We start from the raw sequence: 18,760 nt of genomic DNA, 5'->3' as shown, positions 1-18,760 counted from the left end.
GCGCGCCCCGGCCCGGGCTTGCCACGCATTCACGGTGATCCAGAGCACCGGCAACACGCCGCAAGTCGACGGCGCCGGCGTGCACGCATCAGTAAGGAATCACGCCATGTCATCGAATTCACACTACGCGACCTGCGCCGGCCGCGAGATCCACTTCACCGAGTGGGGCGCGCAGAACGCGCGCACCATCATCGCGTGGCACGGCTTGGCACGCACCGGCCGCGACATGGACGAGCTGGCGGCGCATCTGTCAGCGCGCTATCGCGTGATCTGCCCCGACACGCTGGGGCGCGGCTTCAGCCAATGGAGCCCCGATCCGCACAACGAGTACACCTTGCGCTTCTACGCGAAGCTGGCGGCCGAACTGTTCGACCGCCTGGGCATCGCGCGGGCGCACTGGGTGGGCACCTCGATGGGCGGCGCGATCGGGACGGTGTGCGCCTCGGGCCTGTTCGAGCCCCGCCTGGCGGGCCGCATCGCCAGCCTGGTGCTCAATGACAACGCGCCGCAATTGGCGGAGCCCGCGCTGGCGCGCATCCGCGCTTATGCGGGCAATCCGCCCGCGTTCGCGACCATGGCCGAACTCGAGGCCTTCTTCCGGCAGGTGTACAAGCCTTTCGGCTGGCTGAGCGACGCCCAGTGGCGGCGCCTGGCGGAGACTTCAGCGCGGCGTCTTCCCGACGGGCGGCTGACGCCGCACTACGACCCGGCGATGGTGCGCCAGTTCACCGACCATCCCAATGACTACGAAATCTGGGCGCACTACGACGTCCTGAAGATACCGGTGCTGTGCCTGCGCGGCGTGGAATCGGACCTGGTGCTGCCCGAAACCACGGCCGAGATGATGCGCCGGGGCCCGGGCGCGCGCGGCCAGGCGCGCATCGTGGAAGTGCCCGGCTGCGGCCATGCGCCAGCCCTCAACGTGCCCGAGCAACTGGACCTGGTCACCGCCTTCATCGAGCAGAACGAAGCCGCCCTGGCCGCTTGAGGTTTCTCTATGCGGCGTTGGCCGCTGCTTCCTGCGCGGCGCGCGTCGGCCAGCCTGCGAGATGGCGCTGGGCGAGTTCGCCCAGGGCGGCAATCCACGCGGGATCGTCGTTCAGGCAGGGGATGTAGTGGAAGGTCTTGCCGCCGGCCGTGAGGAAGGCGCGCCGGCCTTCGATCGCGATTTCCTCCAGCGTTTCCAGGCAGTCGCCGGGAAAGCCCGGGCACAGGACATCGACCCGCTCGGTGCCGGCACGGGCGAGCGCCCGCAAGGTCGGCTCGGTGTACGGCTCCAGCCACTTCGCCTTGCCGAAGCGCGACTGGAAGGTGACGCTGAACTGCTTGTCCGGCAGGCCTAGCCGCGCGGCCAGCAGGCGTGCGGTCTCCTGGCACTCGGCGGCGTAGGGGTCGCCCAGCTGCTGCGTGCGCTGCGGCACGCCGTGAAAGCTCATGAGCAGGTGGCCGCCGCGGCCGTGTTCGCGCCAGTGCGCCTCGATGCGGCCGGCCAGCGCGCGGATGTACGGCGCATCGTCATGGAAGCGGTTGACGAAGCGCAGCTCGGGCAGGGCGCGGGTGCCCTCGCACCAGGCGCCCACGGCATCGGACACGCTGGCGGTGGTGGTGCCCGAATACTGCGGATAGGCCGGCAGCACCAGGATGCGGCTCGCGCCCGCCGCCTTCAGCGCATCGAGCTGCGAAGCGATCGAAGGCTGGCCGTAGCGCATCGCGTAGCGCACCATCACCCGGTGCCCGCGCTCGCCCAGCCAGCCTTGCAGCAGCTTGGCCTGCTTGTCGGTCCAGAGCTTCAGCGGCGAGCCTTCCGGCGTCCAGATGCTGGCGTACTTGGCCGCCGACCGCGGGGAGCGCAGGGGCAGGATCACGCCGTGCAGCAGCGGCAGCCAGGCGGCACGCGGGATCTCCACCACGCGCGGGTCGGTGAGGAACTCCTTCAGGTAGCGGCGCACGGCGGCAGGCGTGGCTTCGTCCGGCGTGCCGAGGTTGCAATACAGAATCGCGATGGCGGCGGGGGCGTGCCCATCGCGGGCTTTGGGCTCGGGCCGGTACCGGGGGGTCGAAGGCATGCGGTATTCTCACTGAATGCTCGACATTCCACGGATCAAGGCCATCAGCCTGGACCTTGACGACACCTTGTGGCCGATCTGGCCGACCATCGAGCGGGCTGAGAAGGTGCTGCATGACTGGCTGGTGGAAAACGCCCCGATGACGGCGGCGATGTTCTCCAGTCCGTCGGCGCTGCGCGAGATTCGCGCCTACATGTCCGACAACCGGCCCGACCTCAAGCACGACCTCAGCGCCCTGCGGCGCGAATCGATCCGGCTGGCGCTGTACCGGGCGGGCGAGAACCCGCTGATGGCCGAAAAGGCCTTCGAGGTGTTCTTCGCCGAACGCCAGCGCGTCGAGCTGTTCGAGGACGTGCGGCCGGCGCTCGCATTCCTGGCCGGGCGCTTTCCGCTGGTCTCCGTGTCCAACGGCAATGCCGACCTGGAACGTGTCGGCCTGGCGCCGTTCTTCCGCGCCGCGATTACCGCGCGCGAGTTCGGCGTCGGCAAGCCCGATCCGCGCATCTTCCACGCCGCAGCGGGGGCGCTGGACCTGTTGCCGCAGGACATGCTGCATGTGGGCGACGATGCCACCCTGGATGCCCTGGGCGCGCTCAACGCCGGGATGCAGGCGGCCTGGGTGAACCGTTCGGACGCGATGTGGCCGCATGAAGTGGAGCCGCAGCTGTCGGTGGGCGACCTGACGCAGCTGTGTGACCTGCTTCGCTAGCGGCGGCCTGGCAGGCGGTCAGAGCTTGCCGAGCGCCTGCACCTTCCAGGCCAGCCAGAACTTGCGCAGGGGCGTGAGGCTCACGCGCTGGTGCAGCACCTGGAAGCCGTCACGCTCGATCTCGTCGAGCAGGGTGCGGTAGATGCTGGCCATCATCAGCCCCGGCTTCTGGCTGCGCCGGTCGGCCGGCGGCAGCAGCGCCAGCGCCTCGTCGTACAGTGCGCGGGCGCGATCGGCCTGGAATTTCATCAAGGCGCTGAAGCGCTCCGAGTAGCTGCGATTGAGGATTTCGCTGGCCTTCACCCCGAACTGCTGCAGTTCGCTGACCGGGAGGTAGATGCGGCCGCGCGCCGCGTCTTCGCCGACGTCGCGGATGATGTTGGTGAGCTGGAAGGCCAGGCCCAGCTTGTGCGCGTAGGCGGTGGTGGCGCCCTCGCTCTGCCCGAAGATGCGCGCCGCCACTTCGCCGACGATGCCGGCGACCAGGTGGCAGTAGCGCTGCAGGCCGGCGTAGTCGAGGTAACGTGTCTGCTGCAGGTCCATCTCGCAGCCCTCGATGACGGCCAGGAGCTGGCGCTCCTCGATGCCGAACTCCCGGGCGCAGGGCATGAGCGCCATCATCACCGGGTGCTCGGGCCGGCCCTGGAAGGACTTGACGACCTCGGCCTGCCACCAGGCCAGCTTGGTGCGCGCCACGCCCGGGTCACTCACCTCGTCGACCACGTCGTCCACCTCGCGGCAGAACGCGTAGAAGGCGGTGATGGCGTCGCGCCGCGGCTTGGGCAGGAAGAGGAAGGCGTAATAGAAGCTGCTGCCGGAAGCGGCAGCCTTGTCCTGGACATATTCCTGCGGGGTCATCGGCGCCGATTGTCCCATCAGCTAGTGTCCTGTCCCGCAAATTCCTGGGCTCTCGCTGCCTCATATCGGGCCGCAGGCAAGGCGCGGACGCGGGTCAAGCCTGGGCGGCTTGACCCGTGGACGCAACGCGGCATGCGGCCCGATACGAGGCAGCCCGAAGGGTTCGGCGCCTGCGGGGCGCCCGGCGGTCGTCCAGAGAGGGTCAAGACGCCAGTCTTGACCCTCTCTGGCCAACCACCGCTCATCCCCGCATGCATCCGAACGAGAGCCCAGGAATTTGCGGGACAGGACACTAGGCCGACCTCATCCCCGCAAGCCCTCGAACTGCCGTTGCAGCGCCGACCGGCCCGCCAGCGACAGCATCATCTGCCAGAGCACGCGCCGCACCTGCGCGCGCGGCACCTTGACCTTGCGTTCGAGCGACAGCGCGCCCGCATCGCGCAGCAGCGCCAGGGTGCGCGTGCCCAGCAGGGCCGGCAGCGCCGACGCTGCGCGGATGCGCCGGCTGCGCACGGCGAGCGAGTAGGCGAGGCCATCCTCCAGCCCGGACTGCGCCCGCGCGCGCCAGGGGGCGCACACGGGCTGCAGCCGCCGCGGCTCGGCCAGCAGCGTTGCGGGCGCCAGGCCAGCCGCTGCGAGCTCGTCGGCCGGCAGGTAGCAGCGGCCGCCCGCCAGGTCGGCGCCGAGGTCGCGCAGGATGTTCACCAATTGCAGCGCCATGCCGTAGCGGCGTCCCAGGGCGAGCATGTCCGCCATCGGGCGCTCGGCGTAGCGGGGCAGGTGGCGAAAGCCCAGCCGGGTCCAGAACTCACCGACACAGCCGGCTACGAGGTAGGTGTACTCCTCGAGTTGCGCTGCCGAGGCCAGCGCCACCGGCTGCGCGCCCGTGGCCTGGCCGAAACGCTCGACATCCAGGCGCTGGCCGCGGGTGATGTGCGCCAGCACGGCGCGCACATCGTCCTGGTCCGCCGCGCCGAGCGCGTCCATCCAGGTCCGCCAGCCGGGCAGCGCCAGCAGCAGGGCGCGCTCGCCCTCGTCGTCGACATGGGCCGGCCCGCCGGGATCGAACGGCCGCCCATGGGCGATGGCCTGCGCGTACTCGTCCAGCTGACGGGCCCGCTCGGCGGGTTCGATCCCCGGCGCGTCGGCTAGCGTGTCGCTGGCGCGGGCCAGCAGGTAGCCGACGGCGACCGGGCGCCGCAGGCCGGCAGGCAACAGCCAGACCGAGAGGAAGAAGGAGCGCGACACCCGGCGCAGCAACTCGAGCAGGGCGTCGTCGGCGGAGGAGGCGGGCTGGCCCATGACGGGGTCTTGTGATTCCTTGCAAACTGGATGGAAGCTCCGTGCGGGTCGATGGCACGGAGGCGGCGGGCGCGCCGGGGATGCATCTTACGGTTTGGCATTTCCCGGATCGGGGATGCCCGGGCGCGCAGGCGCTTGGCTTGAGTTCGACACCGGGGCTGTGCTACACAGGACGCCATGACCAAAGCGCATTGGGAACACGTCTACGAAACGAATGCGGCGGATGCCGTCAGCTGGTATGCCCCGCACCTGAACGAGTCGCTGGAATACATCCGCCGTACCGGCTTGCCGGCGGGCGCGGCCATCGTCGACGTCGGCGGCGGCGAGGCCACGCTGGTGGACGACCTGCTGGACGCCGGCTATCGCCGGGTCAGCGTGCTGGACATCTCGGAAACGGCCCTCGAGGTCTGCCGGGCGCGCCTGGGGCATCGCGCTGGCGAGGTGTCCTGGATCGCGGCCGACGTGCTCCAGCATCCGTTCGAGCCGCGCTCGGTCGACATCTGGCACGACCGGGCCGTCTTCCACTTCTTGACCGACCCGCGCGAGCGCATGGCCTACGTCTCACAGGTGCGCAAGGCGCTCAAGCCGGGCGGATTCGCCATCGTGGGAGCCTTCGGCCCGCACGGGCCCTCCCAGTGCAGCGGCTTGCCCGTGGCGCGCTACTCGTCGGACGGTCTGCACGACGAGTTCGGCGGGGAATTCAGGCTGCTCGACCATCGGACCATGCTGCATTCGACGCCCTGGGGTGCGACCCAGCAGTTCGTCTACTGCTATTGCCGGCTCGAGTCCTGAAGCCGCGCGGGTAGCGCGGAGCCCGGCGGTGCCGGGCAGGCGCAGGGGCGCTTGACAAGCCCTGGGCACTGACCTAGATTACTAACCAGTCAGTCAGTAGCTGAGCCCCTAGAGCACTTTCAGGTTCATCATGCCCGCAAGTTTCCCCGGCCGCCCCGCGGCCCGAATCACCCTTTCTCTGGCCTTGGCCTCGGCCGTCTTGCTCGCCGCCTGCGGCAAAGGCGAGCCCGCGCCTGAACCGGTGCGATCGGTGAAGGTCATGGCGGTCGGCGTGGGCAGTTTCAACTCCGACAACGAGTTCGCCGGCGAGGTCAAGGCCCAGGTCGAATCGCGCCTGGGCTTCCGCGTGGCCGGCAAGATCGTGAGTCGCCAGGCCGAGATGGGGCAGCGCGTGAAGGCCGGCCAGGTGCTGGCACAACTCGATGCGCGCGACTACCAGCTCGCGGCCGATGCCGCCCGCGCGCAAGTGGCCGCCGCCCAGACCAACCGCGACCTGGCCGCGGCCGATTTCAAGCGCTACACGGCGCTGCGGGACCAGAATTTCATCAGCGGCGCCGAACTGGAACGCCGCGAGTCGACGCTGAAGGCCGCGCAGGCACAACTGGACCAGGCCCAGGCGCAGCTTGCCGCACAGGGCAACCAGGCGGCGTATGCCAGCCTCGTGGCCGATGCCGCCGGCGTGATCACGGCCATCGAGGCCGAGCCGGGCCAGGTGGTGAGCGCCGGCACGCCGGTCGTGCGCATCGCCCGCGACGGCCCGCGCGACGTGGTGTTCTCCGTCCCGGAGGACAAGGTCGCGGCGATCCGCCCGGGCTCCGAGGTGCGGGTACGCACCTGGTCCGACCAGGGCGAGTTGCCGGGCAAGGTGCGCGAGGTCGCCGCGAGCGCCGATCCGGTGACGCGGACCTTCATGGTCAAGGTGGGGCTCGAGGCGAAGGCGGACCTGCCGCTCGGCGCCACCGTGTCGGTGTCGCCGAAGGCGCTCAGCCTGGCCGGCACGCCGGTGATCAAGCTGCCCACCAGCGCGCTGCGCAAGGACGGGCAGGGCACCGCCGTCTGGGTGCTCGACAAGGCCACCATGACCGTGAAGTCGGTGCCGGTTCAGGTCGCTGCCGCCGACGGCAACGAGGCGGTGATCGCTTCCGGCCTGCAGCCGGGCATGCTGGTCGTCGCCGCCGGCGTCCATGTGCTGTCGCCCGGGCAGAAGGTCGCGATCTACCAGGAGCGCTCCGCCGCGCAGGCGCGTGCCGGGGGCAAGGAGACCGCGGCGGCGACCGGCATGGGCGCCGCCGCGCATGCCGCCACCCCGGCGGCGGCCAAGTGAGGCCGGCGATGAGCGACGCCGCGCAACCGAAGGAGAGCTTCAACCTTTCCAAATGGGCCCTCGACCATCCGGCGCTGACGCGTTACCTGATGGTCGTGCTCATGCTGCTGGGCATTGCCGCCTACTTCCAGCTCGGGCAGGACGAGGACCCGCCGTTCACCTTCCGGGCCATGGTGATTCGCACCAACTGGCCCGGCGCCACCGCGCAGCAAGTGGCCGAGCAGGTCACCGACAAGATCGAGCGGACGCTGCAGGAGGTGCCCTACGCCGACAAGATCCGCAGCTACTCCAAGCCCGGCGAGTCGCAGATCATCTTCCAGATCAAGGACTCGTCCCGGCCGTCCGAGGTGGCGAACGTCTGGTACACGGTGCGCAAGAAGATCGGCGACATGCGCTTCACGCTGCCGCCGGGCATCCAGGGCCCGTTCTTCAACGACGATTTCGGCGACGTCTACGGCGTGATCTTCGCGCTGGAGTCCGATGGCTTCAGCTATGCCGAGCTCAAGCAGTTCGCCGACGACGTGCGCCAGGAGCTCCTGCGCGTGCAGGACGTGGCCAAGGTCGAGCTGTTCGGCGTGCAGGAGGAAAAGCTCTACGTCGAGATCTCGCAGAAGCGCCTGGCCCAGCTCGGGCTGGACCTGAACCAGGTGCTGCAGCAGCTCGGGCAGCAGAACGCCATCGAGTCGGCCGGCGCGGTGCAGACGCCGCTGGACGTGGTGCAGGTGAGGGTGGCCGGCCAGTTCGAGGCGGTGGAGCAGCTTCGGGCCATGCCGATCCGCGGCGCCTCGGGCAACCAGCTGCGGCTGGGCGACATCGCGCAAGTCAAGCGCGGCTACGTCGATCCGCCGGTGGTGAAGGTGCGCCACGACGGCAAGGACGTGATCGGGCTGGGCGTGTCCATGGCCAAGGGCGGCGACATCATCCGGCTCGGTGAATCGCTCAAGAAAACCACCCACCGGATCGAGGACGGCCTGCCCGCGGGCATCCGGCTGGTGAAGGTGCAGGACCAGCCGCGCGCTGTCGCGAACTCGGTCAACGAATTCGTGCGCACCCTGTTCGAGGCCGTGGCCGTGGTGCTGGCGGTGAGCTTCATCGCGCTGGGCCTGCACAAGCGGCCGGAGGCGGCAAGCCTGCCGGTGTGGAAGCGCTGGTACATCGACATGCGTCCGGGCCTGGTGGTGGCGATCACCATTCCGCTGGTGCTGGCGGTGACCTTCCTGGCGATGCAGTACTGGGGCATCGGGCTGCACAAGATCTCGCTCGGCTCGCTGATCATCGCGCTGGGGCTGCTGGTGGACGACGCCATCATCGCGGTGGAAATGATGGTGCGGAAGCTGGAAGAGGGCTACGACAAGGTGCGCGCCGCCACCTTCGCCTACGAGGTCACCGCCATGCCGATGCTCACCGGCACGCTGATCACCGCCGCCGGCTTCCTGCCGATCGGCGTGGCGCGCTCGACGGTGGGCGAGTACACCTTCGCCATCTTCGCCGTCACGGTGGTCGCGCTGGTGCTGAGCTGGCTGGTCTCGGTGTACTTCGTTCCCTACCTGGGGACCCTGCTGCTCAAGCCCAAGCCGGTGTCGTCCGAGCACCACGAGCATTTCGACACGCCGTTCTACCGCCACTTCCGCCGAGCGGTGGACTGGTGCGTGGAGCACCGCTGGATGACGATTGGCGCCACGGTCATGATCTTCGCGCTGGGCATCTTCGGCATGGGCAAGGTGCAGCAGCAGTTCTTCCCGGATTCCAGCCGGCCGGAAATCATGGTGGACATCTGGTTCCCGGAAGGCACGTCCTTCGCCGCCAACGAGGAAACGACGCGCCGCGTCGAACGGCGCCTGCGCGCCGAGCCGGGCGTGACCATGGTGAGCACCTGGGTCGGCTCGGGCGTGCCGCGCTTCTACCTGCCGCTGGACCAGGTCTTCCCGCAGTCCAACGTGTCGCAGTTCATCGTGATGCCGCAGGACCTGAAGGTGCGCGAGCAGCTTCGCGTCAAGTTCCCGGCGCTGCTGGCCGAGGAGTTTCCGGAGGTGCGCGGCCGCGTGAAGCTGCTGCCCAACGGGCCGCCGGTGCCTTACCCGGTGCAGTTCCGCGTGGTCGGGCCGGACCCGGCGCAGCTGCGCGAGCGCGCCGACGAGGTCAAGGCGGCGATGCGGGCCAGCCCGAACACGCGTGGCGTCAACGACAACTGGAACGAGTCGGTCAAGGTGCTGCGGCTCGAAGTGGACCAGACCAAGGCGCGCGCGCTGGGCGTGACCAGCCAGTCGATCGCCCAGGCCTCCAAGACCATCCTGACCGGCACGGCCGTGGGCCAGTACCGCGAGGGCGACAAGCTGATCGAGATCGTGCTGCGCCAGCCGCTGGACGAACGCGACGCGATCACCGATCTCGGCAACGCCTACCTGCCGACCGCCTCGGGCAAGTCGATCCCGATCACGCAGATCGCCAAGCCCGTGTTCGCCTGGGAGCCGGGCGTGATGTGGCGCGAGAACCGCGACTACGCCATCACGGTGCAGGGCGACATCGTCGAGGGCCTGCAGGGCGCGACGGTCACCAACGAGCTGCTGCCCAAGCTGCGGGCACTGGAGGCGAAGTGGCCGCTGGGCTACCGGATCCAGGTGGCCGGCGCCGTGGAGGAAAGTTCCAAGGGCCAGGGCTCGATCGCGGTGGGCGTGCCCGCCATGCTGTTCATCATCTTCACGCTGCTGATGCTCCAGCTGCACAGCTTCAGCCGGTCCATGCTGGTCTTCGTCACCGGCCCGCTGGGCATTGCCGGGGTGGCCGGGGCGCTGCTGCTGCTGGACCGGCCCTTCGGCTTCGTCGCGCTGCTGGGCGTGATTGCCCTCATGGGCATGATCCAGCGCAATTCCGTGATCCTGATCGACCAGATCGAACAGGACCGCGCGCGCGGCGTGCCGGCCTGGGATGCGATCGTCGAATCGGCGGTGCGGCGCCTGCGCCCCATCGTGCTGACCGCCGCCGCGGCGGTGCTGGCAATGATCCCGCTGTCGCGCTCGGTGTTCTGGGGGCCGATGGCGGTGGCCATCATGGGCGGCCTGGTGGTGGCCACGGTGCTGACGCTGCTGGCGCTGCCCGCGATGTACGCCGCCTGGTACCGCGTGAAGCGCGAAGGTCCGGCGGTGGCATGACCCCGAAACGACCTGACGCTCATCTGCCCTAAAATACCGGGTTGACCGGATTCCAGCGGGCCGCCGGGTTTCCCCGGGGGCCCGCTTTCCCTTTCAGGCAAAGCGCGGGTGGCGAAATTGGTAGACGCACCAGGTTTAGGTCCTGACGCCAGCAATGGTGTGGGGGTTCGAGTCCCCCCCCGCGCACCAGGACACATTGATTGACAAGAGAGAACACCATGGCCGTGACCGTTGAAACCCTCGAGAAGCTGGAACGCAAGATCACGCTGACGCTGCCTGCCGACGCGATCAAGTCGGAAGTCGACACCCGCCTGAAGCGCCTGGCGCGCACCGTGCGCATGGATGGCTTCCGTCCGGGCAAGGTCCCGATGACGGTCGTGGCCCAGCGCTACGGCTACTCGGTGCACTACGAGGTGATGAACGACAAGGTCGGCGAGGCCTTCGCGCAGGCGGCCAACGAGGCCAAGCTGCGCGTGGCGGGCCAGCCGCGCATCACCGAGAAGGAAGAGGCGCCCGAAGGCCAGCTGGCCTTCGACGCCGTCTTCGAGGTGTATCCGGAAGTCAAGATCGGCGACCTCGCCGAGGCAGAAGTCGAGAAGATCAGCGCCGAGGTGAGCGATGCCGCCATCGACAAGACGCTGGACATCCTGCGCAAGCAGCGCCGTACCTTCGCCCAGCGCGCGCAGGACGCCGCAGCGCAGGATGGCGACCGCGTGACCGTCGATTTCGAGGGCAAGATCGACGGCGAGCCCTTCCAGGGCGGCAAGGCCGACGACTTCCAGTTCCTGGTCGGCGAAGGCCAGATGCTCAAGGAATTCGAGGACGCCGTGCGCGGCATGAAGACCGGCGAGAGCAAGACCTTCCCGCTGGCCTTCCCGGCCGACTACCACGGCAAGGACGTGGCCGGCAAGCAGGCCGACTTCATGGTCACGGTCAAGAAGGTCGAGGCCGCCAACCTGCCCGAGGTGAACGAGGCTTTTGCCAAGTCGCTGGGCATCGCCGACGCGACGGTGGCGGGCCTGCGCGCCGACATCAAGAAGAACCTCGAGCGCGAAGTGAAGTTCCGCCTGCTGGCCCGCAACAAGCAGGCCGTGATGGACGCGCTGGTGGCCAAGGCCGAACTCGACCTGCCCAAGTCCAGCGTGCAGGCCGAGGTGGACCGCATGATCGAAGGCGCGCGCGCCGACCTGAAGCAGCGCGGCATCAAGGATGCCGACAAGGCGCCGATCCCCGAGGAAATGTTCCGCCCGCAGGCCGAGCGCCGCGTCCGCCTGGGCCTGGTGGTGGCCGAGCTGGTGCGCGCCAATGACCTGCAGGCCAAGCCCGAGCAGATCAAGGCCCACGTGGAAGAGCTGGCCGCCAGCTACGAGAAGCCGGCCGAAGTGGTCCGCTGGTACTACAGCGACAATCGCCGCCTGGCCGAAGTCGAGGCGATCGTCATCGAGAACAATGTCACGGACTTCGTGCTGGCCAAGGCCAAGACCGTGGACAAGGCGGTCTCCTTCGACGAACTGATGCAGCAGGCCTGAGCCCGCCGTACAGTTCAGCTGGGGCTTGCGGCTGGCGCTGCAGGCCCCATTTGCTTACTGGAATAAAGTATCCCCTCAGGAATCCGGAGTCACCCCCCATGAGCGCACTAGAAACCCAGGGACTCGGCATGGTGCCGATCGTCATCGAGCAATCCGGCCGCGGCGAGCGGTCCTACGACATCTATTCGCGGCTGCTGCGCGAGCGTGTGGTGTTCCTGGTGGGCCCGGTCAATGACCAGACCGCCAACCTGGTGGTGGCGCAGCTGCTCTTCCTGGAGAGCGAGAACCCCGACAAGGACATCCACTTCTACATCAACAGCCCGGGCGGCAGCGTCAGCGCCGGCATGGCGATCTACGACACGATGAACTTCATCAAGCCGGCGGTCTCCACGCTGTGCACCGGCATGGCCGCCAGCATGGGCGCCTTCCTGCTGGCCGCGGGCGAGAAGGGCAAGCGCTTTGCCCTGCCGAACTCCAAGATCATGATCCACCAGGTGCTGGGCGGCGCCCAGGGCCAGGCCACGGACATCGAGATCCACGCGCGCGACATCCTCAAGACCAAGGCCACGATGAACCGCATCCTGGCCGAGCGCACCGGCCAGCCGCTGGAAAAGGTCGAGCGCGACACCGAGCGCGACTACTTCCTGGACGCCCAGGAAGCCCAGTCCTACGGCATCGTTGACCAGGTCATTGCCAAGCGCCCCTGAGGCTGCTGCGCCGGACGGGCAGGCCGCGTTTCCCCTTATGCGACCGGGCCGCGGTTGCAGCCCTGCAACGGCCCGCCGACTGTCGCCCCCTGTAACAACGGGGGCGCTTTTGCCTTTTCGCTATCATTGACCCAGAGACACCTGAGAAATTCATGGCCGACAAAAAAGGCTCGTCCAGCGAGAAAACGCTTTACTGCTCGTTCTGCGGCAAGAGCCAGCACGAGGTCAAGAAACTGATTGCCGGCCCGTCGGTGTTCATCTGCGACGAATGCATCGACCTGTGCAACGAGATCATCCGTGACGAATTGCCCACGGGCGAGGATGGGCGCGAGGCGCGCGGCGACCTGCCCACCCCCACCGAGATCAAGTCCAACCTCGACAACTACGTGATCGGCCAGGAGGTCGCCAAGCGCAGCCTGTCGGTGGCGGTCTACAACCACTACAAGCGCCTGCGCCACAAGGACAAGGCCAAGAAGGACGAGGTCGAACTCGCCAAGAGCAACATCCTGCTCATCGGGCCGACGGGCTCGGGCAAGACCCTGCTGGCGCAGACGCTGGCGCGCATGCTGGACGTGCCCTTCGTGATGGCCGACGCGACCACGCTGACCGAAGCCGGTTATGTGGGCGAAGACGTCGAGAACATCATCCAGAAGCTGCTGCAAAGCTGCAACTACGAGGTCGAGCGCGCGCAGCGCGGCATCGTCTACATCGACGAGATCGACAAGATCTCGCGCAAGTCGGACAACCCCTCGATCACCCGCGACGTCTCGGGCGAGGGCGTGCAGCAGGCCCTGTTGAAGCTGATCGAAGGCACCATGGCCAGCGTGCCGCCGCAGGGCGGGCGCAAGCACCCGAACCAGGACTTCCTGCAGATCGACACGACCAATATCCTGTTCATCTGCGGCGGCGCCTTCGCCGGGCTGGAAAAGGTCATCGAGCAGCGCACCGAGGCCTCGGGCATCGGCTTCGGCGCTTCCGTCAAGAGCAAGAAGGAACGCAGCCTCACCGACGTGTTCCGCGAAGTCGAGCCGGAAGACCTGATCAAGTTCGGCCTGATCCCCGAACTGGTGGGCCGCATGCCCGTGGTGGCGACCCTGGCCGAACTGTCCGAGGACGCGCTGGTGCAGATCCTCACCGAACCCAAGAACGCCCTGGTCAAGCAGTACGCCAAGCTGCTGTCGATGGAGGGTGTCGACCTCGAGATCCGTCCCAACGCCCTGCGGGCCATCGCGCGCAAGGCGCTGGCGCGCAAGACCGGGGCCCGCGGCCTGCGCTCCATCCTGGAGCAGTCCCTGATCGACACCATGTTCGAGCTGCCGAACACAGCCAACGTGGACAAGGTGGTGGTCGACGAGTCCACCATCGAAGAGAACAAGGCGCCGCTGCTGGTCTACCGCGAAGCGGCCAAGAAAGCCTGATGATTCACCCGGGCAACGCAACCCTGTTGCCCGCCGGGTTGAATTTCCCACGGGTTGAAATTCCCGCAATGCAGTCCATATTCGACTGACAGAACCTGAGGATTCGCATGTCCGGACATCCCCCCCTGCCCGCCGAACCGATCGAGCTGCCGCTGCTGCCGCTACGGGACGTCGTGGTCTTCCCCCACATGGTCATCCCGCTGTTCGTGGGGCGGCCCAAGAGCATCAAGGCGCTCGAGGCGGCGATGGAGGCCGAGCGGCGCATCATGCTCGTGGCGCAGAAGGCTGCCGCCAAGGACGAGCCCTCGGTGTCCGACATGTTCGAGGTCGGCTGCGTCTCCACCATCCTGCAGATGCTCAAATTGCCCGACGGCACCGTGAAGGTGCTGGTGGAAGGGCAGCAGCGCGCCCGCGTCAACCACATCGACGAGGGTGACCAGCATTTCGTCGCCACCGTGACGCCGGTCGAACCCGGCTCCGCGGACGACCTGCGCTCCAGCGAGATCGAGGCGCTGCGGCGGGCGGTCATGCAGCAGTTCGACCAGTACGTCAAGCTGAACAAGAAGATCCCGCCGGAGATCCTCACCTCCATCTCCAGCATCGACGACCCGGGCCGGCTGGCCGACACCATCGCCGCCCACCTCCCGCTCAAGCTCGACAACAAGCAGGTCGTGCTGGACCTGGCGGATGTCAAGCAGCGCCTCGAGAACCTGTTCGAGCAGATCGAGCGCGAGGTCGACATCCTCAACGTCGACAAGAAGATCCGCGGCCGCGTGAAGCGGCAGATGGAAAAGAACCAGCGCGACTTCTATCTCAACGAGCAGGTCAAGGCCATCCAGAAGGAGCTCGGCGAAGGCGAAGAAGGCGCCGACATCGAGGAGATCGAGAAGAAGATCAAGGCTGCGCGCATGCCCAAGGATGCCCGCAAGAAGGCCGATGGCGAGCTCAAGAAGCTCAAGCTCATGTCGCCCATGTCGGCCGAGGCCACCGTGGTGCGCAACTACATCGATGTGCTCACCGGCCTGCCGTGGAGCAAGAAGACCAAGATCAAGCACGACCTGGGCCACGCCGAGGATGTGCTCAACTCGGACCACCACGGCCTGGAGAAGGTCAAGGACCGCATCCTCGAATACCTCGCGGTGCAGCAGCGCGTCGACAAGGTCAAGGCGCCCATCCTGTGCCTGGTCGGCCCGCCCGGCGTGGGCAAGACCTCGCTCGGCCAGTCGATCGCCAAGGCCACCGGCCGCAAGTACGTGCGGATGGCCCTGGGCGGCATGCGCGATGAAGCCGAGATCCGCGGCCACCGCCGCACCTACATCGGCGCGCTGCCGGGCAAGGTGCTGCAGTCGCTGTCGAAGGTCGGCACTCGCAACCCGCTGTTCCTGCTCGATGAGATCGACAAGCTGGGCACGGACTTTCGCGGCGACCCGTCGAGCGCGCTGCTCGAGGTGCTGGACCCCGAGCAGAACCACACCTTCGCCGACCACTATGTCGAGGTCGATTTCGACCTGTCGGACGTCATGTTCGTCGCCACCTCGAACTCGATGAACATCCCGCCGGCCCTGCTGGACCGGATGGAAGTGATCCGGCTGTCGGGCTATACCGAGGACGAGAAGGCCAACATCGCCATCAAGTACCTGCTGCCCAAGCAGATGAAGAACAACGGCGTCAAGGAAGATGAGCTCGAGGTCGCCGAGGACGCGATCCGCGACATCATCCGCTACTACACGCGTGAAGCCGGCGTGCGTTCGCTCGAGCGCGACCTGTCCAAGATCTGCCGCAAGGTGGTCAAGGGCCTGCAGCTGAAGAAGATGCAGGCCAAGGTGGTCGTGACCGCGGCCAACCTCAACGACTTCCTGGGCGTGCGCAAGTTCAACTACGGCCGCGCTGAGAACCAGAACCAGGTCGGCCAGGTGGTGGGCCTGGCCTGGACCGAAGTCGGCGGCGACCTGCTCACCATCGAGTCGGCGCTCATGCCCGGCAAGGGCAACATCCTGCGCACCGGCTCGCTCGGCGACGTGATGAAGGAATCGGTCGAGGCCGCGCGCACCGTGGTGCGCAGCCGCTCGCGGGCGCTGGGCATCCGCGATGAGGTGTTCGAGAAGAAGGACATCCACATCCACGTGCCCGACGGCGCCACGCCCAAGGACGGCCCGAGCGCGGGCGCGGCCATGACCACGGCATTGGTGTCAGCGCTCACCGGCATCCCCGTGCGCGCGGATGTGGCCATGACCGGCGAGATCACGCTGCGCGGCGAGGTCACGACCATCGGCGGCCTCAAGGAGAAGCTGCTGGCGGCGCTGCGCGGCGGCATCAAGACCGTGCTGATCCCCGAAGAGAACGTGAAGGACCTTCAGGAGATCCCGGACAACGTGAAGAGCGGGCTGGAGATCGTGCCGGTGAAGTGGATCGACAAGGTGCTCGAGATCGCGCTGGAACGCGCGCCCACGCCGCTGCCCGAGGAAGATGCCGCGCCGGCACCGGCGCCGATCGCCGATGGCGCGCCGCAGCCCGGTGCGACGCCGGTTCGCGTGAAGCACTGAGCGAGCGCACCTCAACAGGGCCGGAAAATACGCTATAATTCAAAGCTTGAAAGCGCGGGCATAGCTCAGTTGGTAGAGCGCAACCTTGCCAAGGTTGAGGTCGAGAGTTCGAGACTCTTTGCCCGCTCCAGTTAAGTAAAAAATGGGAAGCTGCGGCTTCCCATTTTTTCATCGGCGCGTTAGCAAAGCGGTTATGCAGCGGATTGCAAATCCGTTTAGATCGGTTCGACTCCGGTACGCGCCTCCAGATCTCCCCGGAATCACTGCCTAGCCGCCCCGCATCGTCGGGGCGTTCTTGCCTTTGGCCGTCAGCAGCCCGCCGGGCTTCATACCCAGATCTGCAGCACGTACTCGAAGGGTGCCTGGCTGTTGAACAGATCGACGCGCTGCAGCTTGATGCGCAGCAAGCCCGCCGTGTCGCGCACCAGCGTGTGCCGGTAGCTGCCGCCGAAATGGCGGATGTCGTCGCGCCGAAGCTCCATCATATGGAAGCGCGAACGGACCTGGATCCCGGCCGGGCTCGCCGACTCGATCGCCACGTGGCTGACCACGTGATTGGTCTCCCACATCGGCGCCTGCGACCACGCATTGGGATGCGAGACCCGGCCCTTGCGGATCTCCATCATCAGCTTGTCTTCCGCGAAGATCGAAGGCGAGCCCTCCCATTCGTGCTGCTCGGGAGTCACCGGCATCCAGTACACACCGTCGTCGGCGAACAGGTCGATGAAGGCCTGCCAATGCTTGCCATCGAGCAGTTCGGCCTGCAGGAAAAGCAATTGTTCCACTTCGTGCTGGAGCGCGCCATCGACCATCAAGCCGGGCCTGGGCCGCGCGCGTGCGTCGGTTGCTGAACGCGACGGCGGGGCGGCCGGTGCTTGACCTTCACCCACCGCCGGTGCGCCATCGGGGGCGGCGATCGCACCCGGCGCCAGCAAATGTTCGAAGTCCGGGCCCGCCGTCGGGATCGCGTTGTTCGGTTTGCTCATCGCCTCCTCCTCATGCGCTCACGTATTCGGTCCACGCGCGAAATTGGTTGCGCATGACCGCCTCGGACGTGCCGTGGTTCGAATAGGTGACGCCGTTCTCCACCCGGTCGTCGCCGGCATAGCGATGAAAGCTCACCCAGTCGCCACCGTTCGAGGCCAGGCCCCACTGGCCCTTGGTCCAGTTTTCCAGGTCGTCGGCATTGATCATGGTCGCCGGTGAGTTCACGAGGTTGTAGTACCAGAGGCTGCGCCGGTAGATCGCCTCGGGCGCGCCCTTGAGGCGGAAATGCCAGATTTCGGAGAGCGTCTTGTCGGCCGAAATCGGCCGCAGGCAGCGCAGCTGCTGCAGCGGCGATTGCACCGACAGGTAGGGGTACACGAGCACGTGGTGGATGCTGCGCGAGAGATACTCCTCCGTCTTCTGCTCGCCATACGCTTGCTTGAGCAGCGCTTCGTACTCCAGCGTGTCCGGGTCCTGCGGGCGCAGCCCCATGTAGGCCTTGAGGATGCCGTGGCCGCGCGGGAAGTTGATCGTCTGCACGCTATCCCACAGCTCGAAGCTGGAGGCGAAGGCGGACAGGTAGTGGTAGTAAAGCGGCGCCGCGCCGCGTTCGGCCTTCAAACGCTTCTCGACACGACCCGCGGCAATCCCGGTCGATTGGTGCGTCACCGACGGGTGCAAGGCATCGAGCTGGTTCTCCATGAAGAACTTCCAGTTCGAGTGCTGCACCACGCGGTGGCAGATGGGCACGACCTCGACTTCGCCGACCGGCGAGCGATCGCACATGTCGTCGAACGCGACGCGCGCTTCGCCGAGGAACTCGCTCAGCGACGGCCCGTCATGGGCGAGGCTGGCGAACACGAAGCCGCGGTAGCTGTCGACCCGGGCCGCGCGCTTGACGTTGCAGTCCGGATTTTCTTTCGTCATGCGCGTTCCCTCGTAGCCTTTGGCGAGCGGTATCGCGCGCACGCTGCCGTCGAGGAAGAAGCTCCATGCGTGGTACGAGCACACGAAGCTGTTGCCGGCATGACCCTTGAGGTTGCCAACCAGCTGCACACCACGGTGCGGACAGCGGTTGTACAGCACCCCGACGCTGCCATCGGCCTGGCGCACCATGATCATCGGCTGGCGGCCGATGGTGACCGCGTGGTAGTCGCCCGGCGCAGGGACTTGCGATTCATGGCCGCAGTAGACCCAGACCTTCTCCCAGATCTTCTCCATCTCGACATCGAAGATGGCGGGATTCGTATAGACACTCTTGTGAACGCGATCAGGCTCGACGAGGGGAGTGAGGTTCATCGGAGTTCCTCGAGTTGGGCAGCGTCGTTCAGACAGGGCCGTTCAGATTCTGGCACTTCGCGGGCTGTAGGCCTGAC

15 protein-coding genes and 3 tRNA genes are annotated in these 18,760 nt (G+C 67.2%); 12 read left to right on the top strand and 6 right to left on the bottom strand.

The genetic code is table 11. The annotated features are described in order from the left end of the window. Positions 1-106 precede the first annotated feature (106 nt). On the top strand, positions 107-988 hold the full coding sequence (locus UC35_RS01570; RefSeq protein ID WP_061495514.1) for an alpha/beta fold hydrolase: 882 nt from the start codon (positions 107-109) through the stop codon (positions 986-988). A gap of 7 nt (positions 989-995) precedes the next feature. Here the strand turns inward: UC35_RS01570 and hemH are convergent, their stop codons facing one another. Beyond that, entirely contained in the window at positions 996-2,066 is a 1,071-nt protein-coding gene (gene hemH, locus UC35_RS01565) for a ferrochelatase (RefSeq protein WP_061495511.1), read from the bottom strand. A 16-nt stretch (positions 2,067-2,082) separates the two neighbouring features. Between hemH and UC35_RS01560 the strand changes: the two genes are divergently transcribed. Next, positions 2,083-2,775, top strand: a complete 693-nt coding sequence (locus UC35_RS01560; protein WP_061495508.1) for an HAD family hydrolase — start codon at positions 2,083-2,085, stop codon at positions 2,773-2,775. An 18-nt stretch (positions 2,776-2,793) separates the two neighbouring features. On the opposite strand, the gene hpnD is transcribed toward UC35_RS01560, so the two are convergent. Both hpnD and UC35_RS01550 read right to left on the bottom strand, forming a co-directional pair. Then, positions 2,794-3,633 carry a presqualene diphosphate synthase HpnD gene (gene hpnD, locus UC35_RS01555; protein ID WP_061495504.1) on the bottom strand — a complete coding sequence of 280 codons (840 nt, stop codon included), beginning with the start codon at positions 3,631-3,633 and terminating at the stop codon, positions 2,794-2,796. 303 nt (positions 3,634-3,936) lie between these two features. After that, positions 3,937-4,935: a phytoene/squalene synthase family protein gene (locus tag UC35_RS01550; protein ID WP_061495501.1), complete on the bottom strand. Its 999-nt coding sequence runs from the start codon at positions 4,933-4,935 to the stop codon at positions 3,937-3,939. Between the two features lie 177 nt (positions 4,936-5,112). Between UC35_RS01550 and UC35_RS01545 the strand changes: the two genes are divergently transcribed. After that, positions 5,113-5,727, top strand: coding sequence for a class I SAM-dependent methyltransferase (locus tag UC35_RS01545; protein ID WP_061495498.1), 615 nt, complete (start codon positions 5,113-5,115; stop codon positions 5,725-5,727). Positions 5,728-5,835: 108 nt separating this feature from the next. Here the strand turns inward: UC35_RS01545 and UC35_RS24130 are convergent, their stop codons facing one another. Further along, positions 5,836-5,988 carry a hypothetical protein gene (locus UC35_RS24130; protein ID WP_227820586.1) on the bottom strand — a complete coding sequence of 51 codons (153 nt, stop codon included), beginning with the start codon at positions 5,986-5,988 and terminating at the stop codon, positions 5,836-5,838. Here UC35_RS24130 and UC35_RS01540 point away from each other — a divergent pair. The 9 genes from UC35_RS01540 to UC35_RS01500 all read left to right on the top strand — a co-directional run bounded on the left by UC35_RS01540 (position 5,978) and on the right by UC35_RS01500 (position 16,644). Then, positions 5,978-7,051 carry an efflux RND transporter periplasmic adaptor subunit gene (locus UC35_RS01540; RefSeq protein ID WP_415752690.1) on the top strand — a complete coding sequence of 358 codons (1,074 nt, stop codon included), beginning with the start codon at positions 5,978-5,980 and terminating at the stop codon, positions 7,049-7,051. The two genes, UC35_RS24130 and UC35_RS01540, sit on opposite strands and share 11 nt — an antisense overlap. An 8-nt stretch (positions 7,052-7,059) precedes the next feature. Continuing rightward, complete coding sequence (locus UC35_RS01535) at positions 7,060-10,200, top strand: efflux RND transporter permease subunit (protein ID WP_061495495.1); 3,141 nt, start codon at positions 7,060-7,062, stop codon at positions 10,198-10,200. 102 nt (positions 10,201-10,302) lie between these two features. Continuing rightward, a tRNA-Leu gene (locus UC35_RS01530) sits at positions 10,303-10,389 on the top strand. Between the two features lie 29 nt (positions 10,390-10,418). Further along, positions 10,419-11,729, top strand: coding sequence for a trigger factor (gene tig / locus UC35_RS01525; RefSeq protein WP_061495492.1), 1,311 nt, complete (start codon positions 10,419-10,421; stop codon positions 11,727-11,729). A gap of 98 nt (positions 11,730-11,827) precedes the next feature. Then, positions 11,828-12,436, top strand: coding sequence for an ATP-dependent Clp endopeptidase proteolytic subunit ClpP (clpP, locus tag UC35_RS01520; RefSeq protein WP_061495489.1), 609 nt, complete (start codon positions 11,828-11,830; stop codon positions 12,434-12,436). A 152-nt stretch (positions 12,437-12,588) separates the two neighbouring features. Then, positions 12,589-13,854 carry an ATP-dependent Clp protease ATP-binding subunit ClpX gene (gene clpX / locus UC35_RS01515; protein ID WP_061495486.1) on the top strand — a complete coding sequence of 422 codons (1,266 nt, stop codon included), beginning with the start codon at positions 12,589-12,591 and terminating at the stop codon, positions 13,852-13,854. A gap of 107 nt (positions 13,855-13,961) precedes the next feature. Beyond that, entirely contained in the window at positions 13,962-16,397 is a 2,436-nt protein-coding gene (gene lon, locus UC35_RS01510; RefSeq protein ID WP_061495483.1) for an endopeptidase La, read from the top strand. A 54-nt stretch (positions 16,398-16,451) separates the two neighbouring features. Then, positions 16,452-16,527: transfer RNA gene (locus tag UC35_RS01505), tRNA-Gly, on the top strand. Between the two features lie 43 nt (positions 16,528-16,570). Next, positions 16,571-16,644 (top strand) — tRNA-Cys (locus UC35_RS01500). Between the two features lie 79 nt (positions 16,645-16,723). Here the strand turns inward: UC35_RS01500 and UC35_RS01495 are convergent. Then, positions 16,724-17,383, bottom strand: a complete 660-nt coding sequence (locus UC35_RS01495) for an aromatic-ring-hydroxylating dioxygenase subunit beta (protein WP_061495479.1) — start codon at positions 17,381-17,383, stop codon at positions 16,724-16,726. Between the two features lie 10 nt (positions 17,384-17,393). After that, positions 17,394-18,683, bottom strand: coding sequence for an aromatic ring-hydroxylating dioxygenase subunit alpha (locus tag UC35_RS01490; RefSeq protein ID WP_061495475.1), 1,290 nt, complete (start codon positions 18,681-18,683; stop codon positions 17,394-17,396). Positions 18,684-18,760: the final 77 nt, after the last annotated feature.

The sequence above is a fragment of the Ramlibacter tataouinensis genome, assembly GCF_001580455.1.
GTDB lineage: Bacteria > Pseudomonadota > Gammaproteobacteria > Burkholderiales > Burkholderiaceae_C > Ramlibacter > Ramlibacter tataouinensis_B.
The sequence above is the reverse complement of the archived record's forward strand: the minus strand, read 5'-3'. Positions and strand labels throughout refer to the sequence as shown.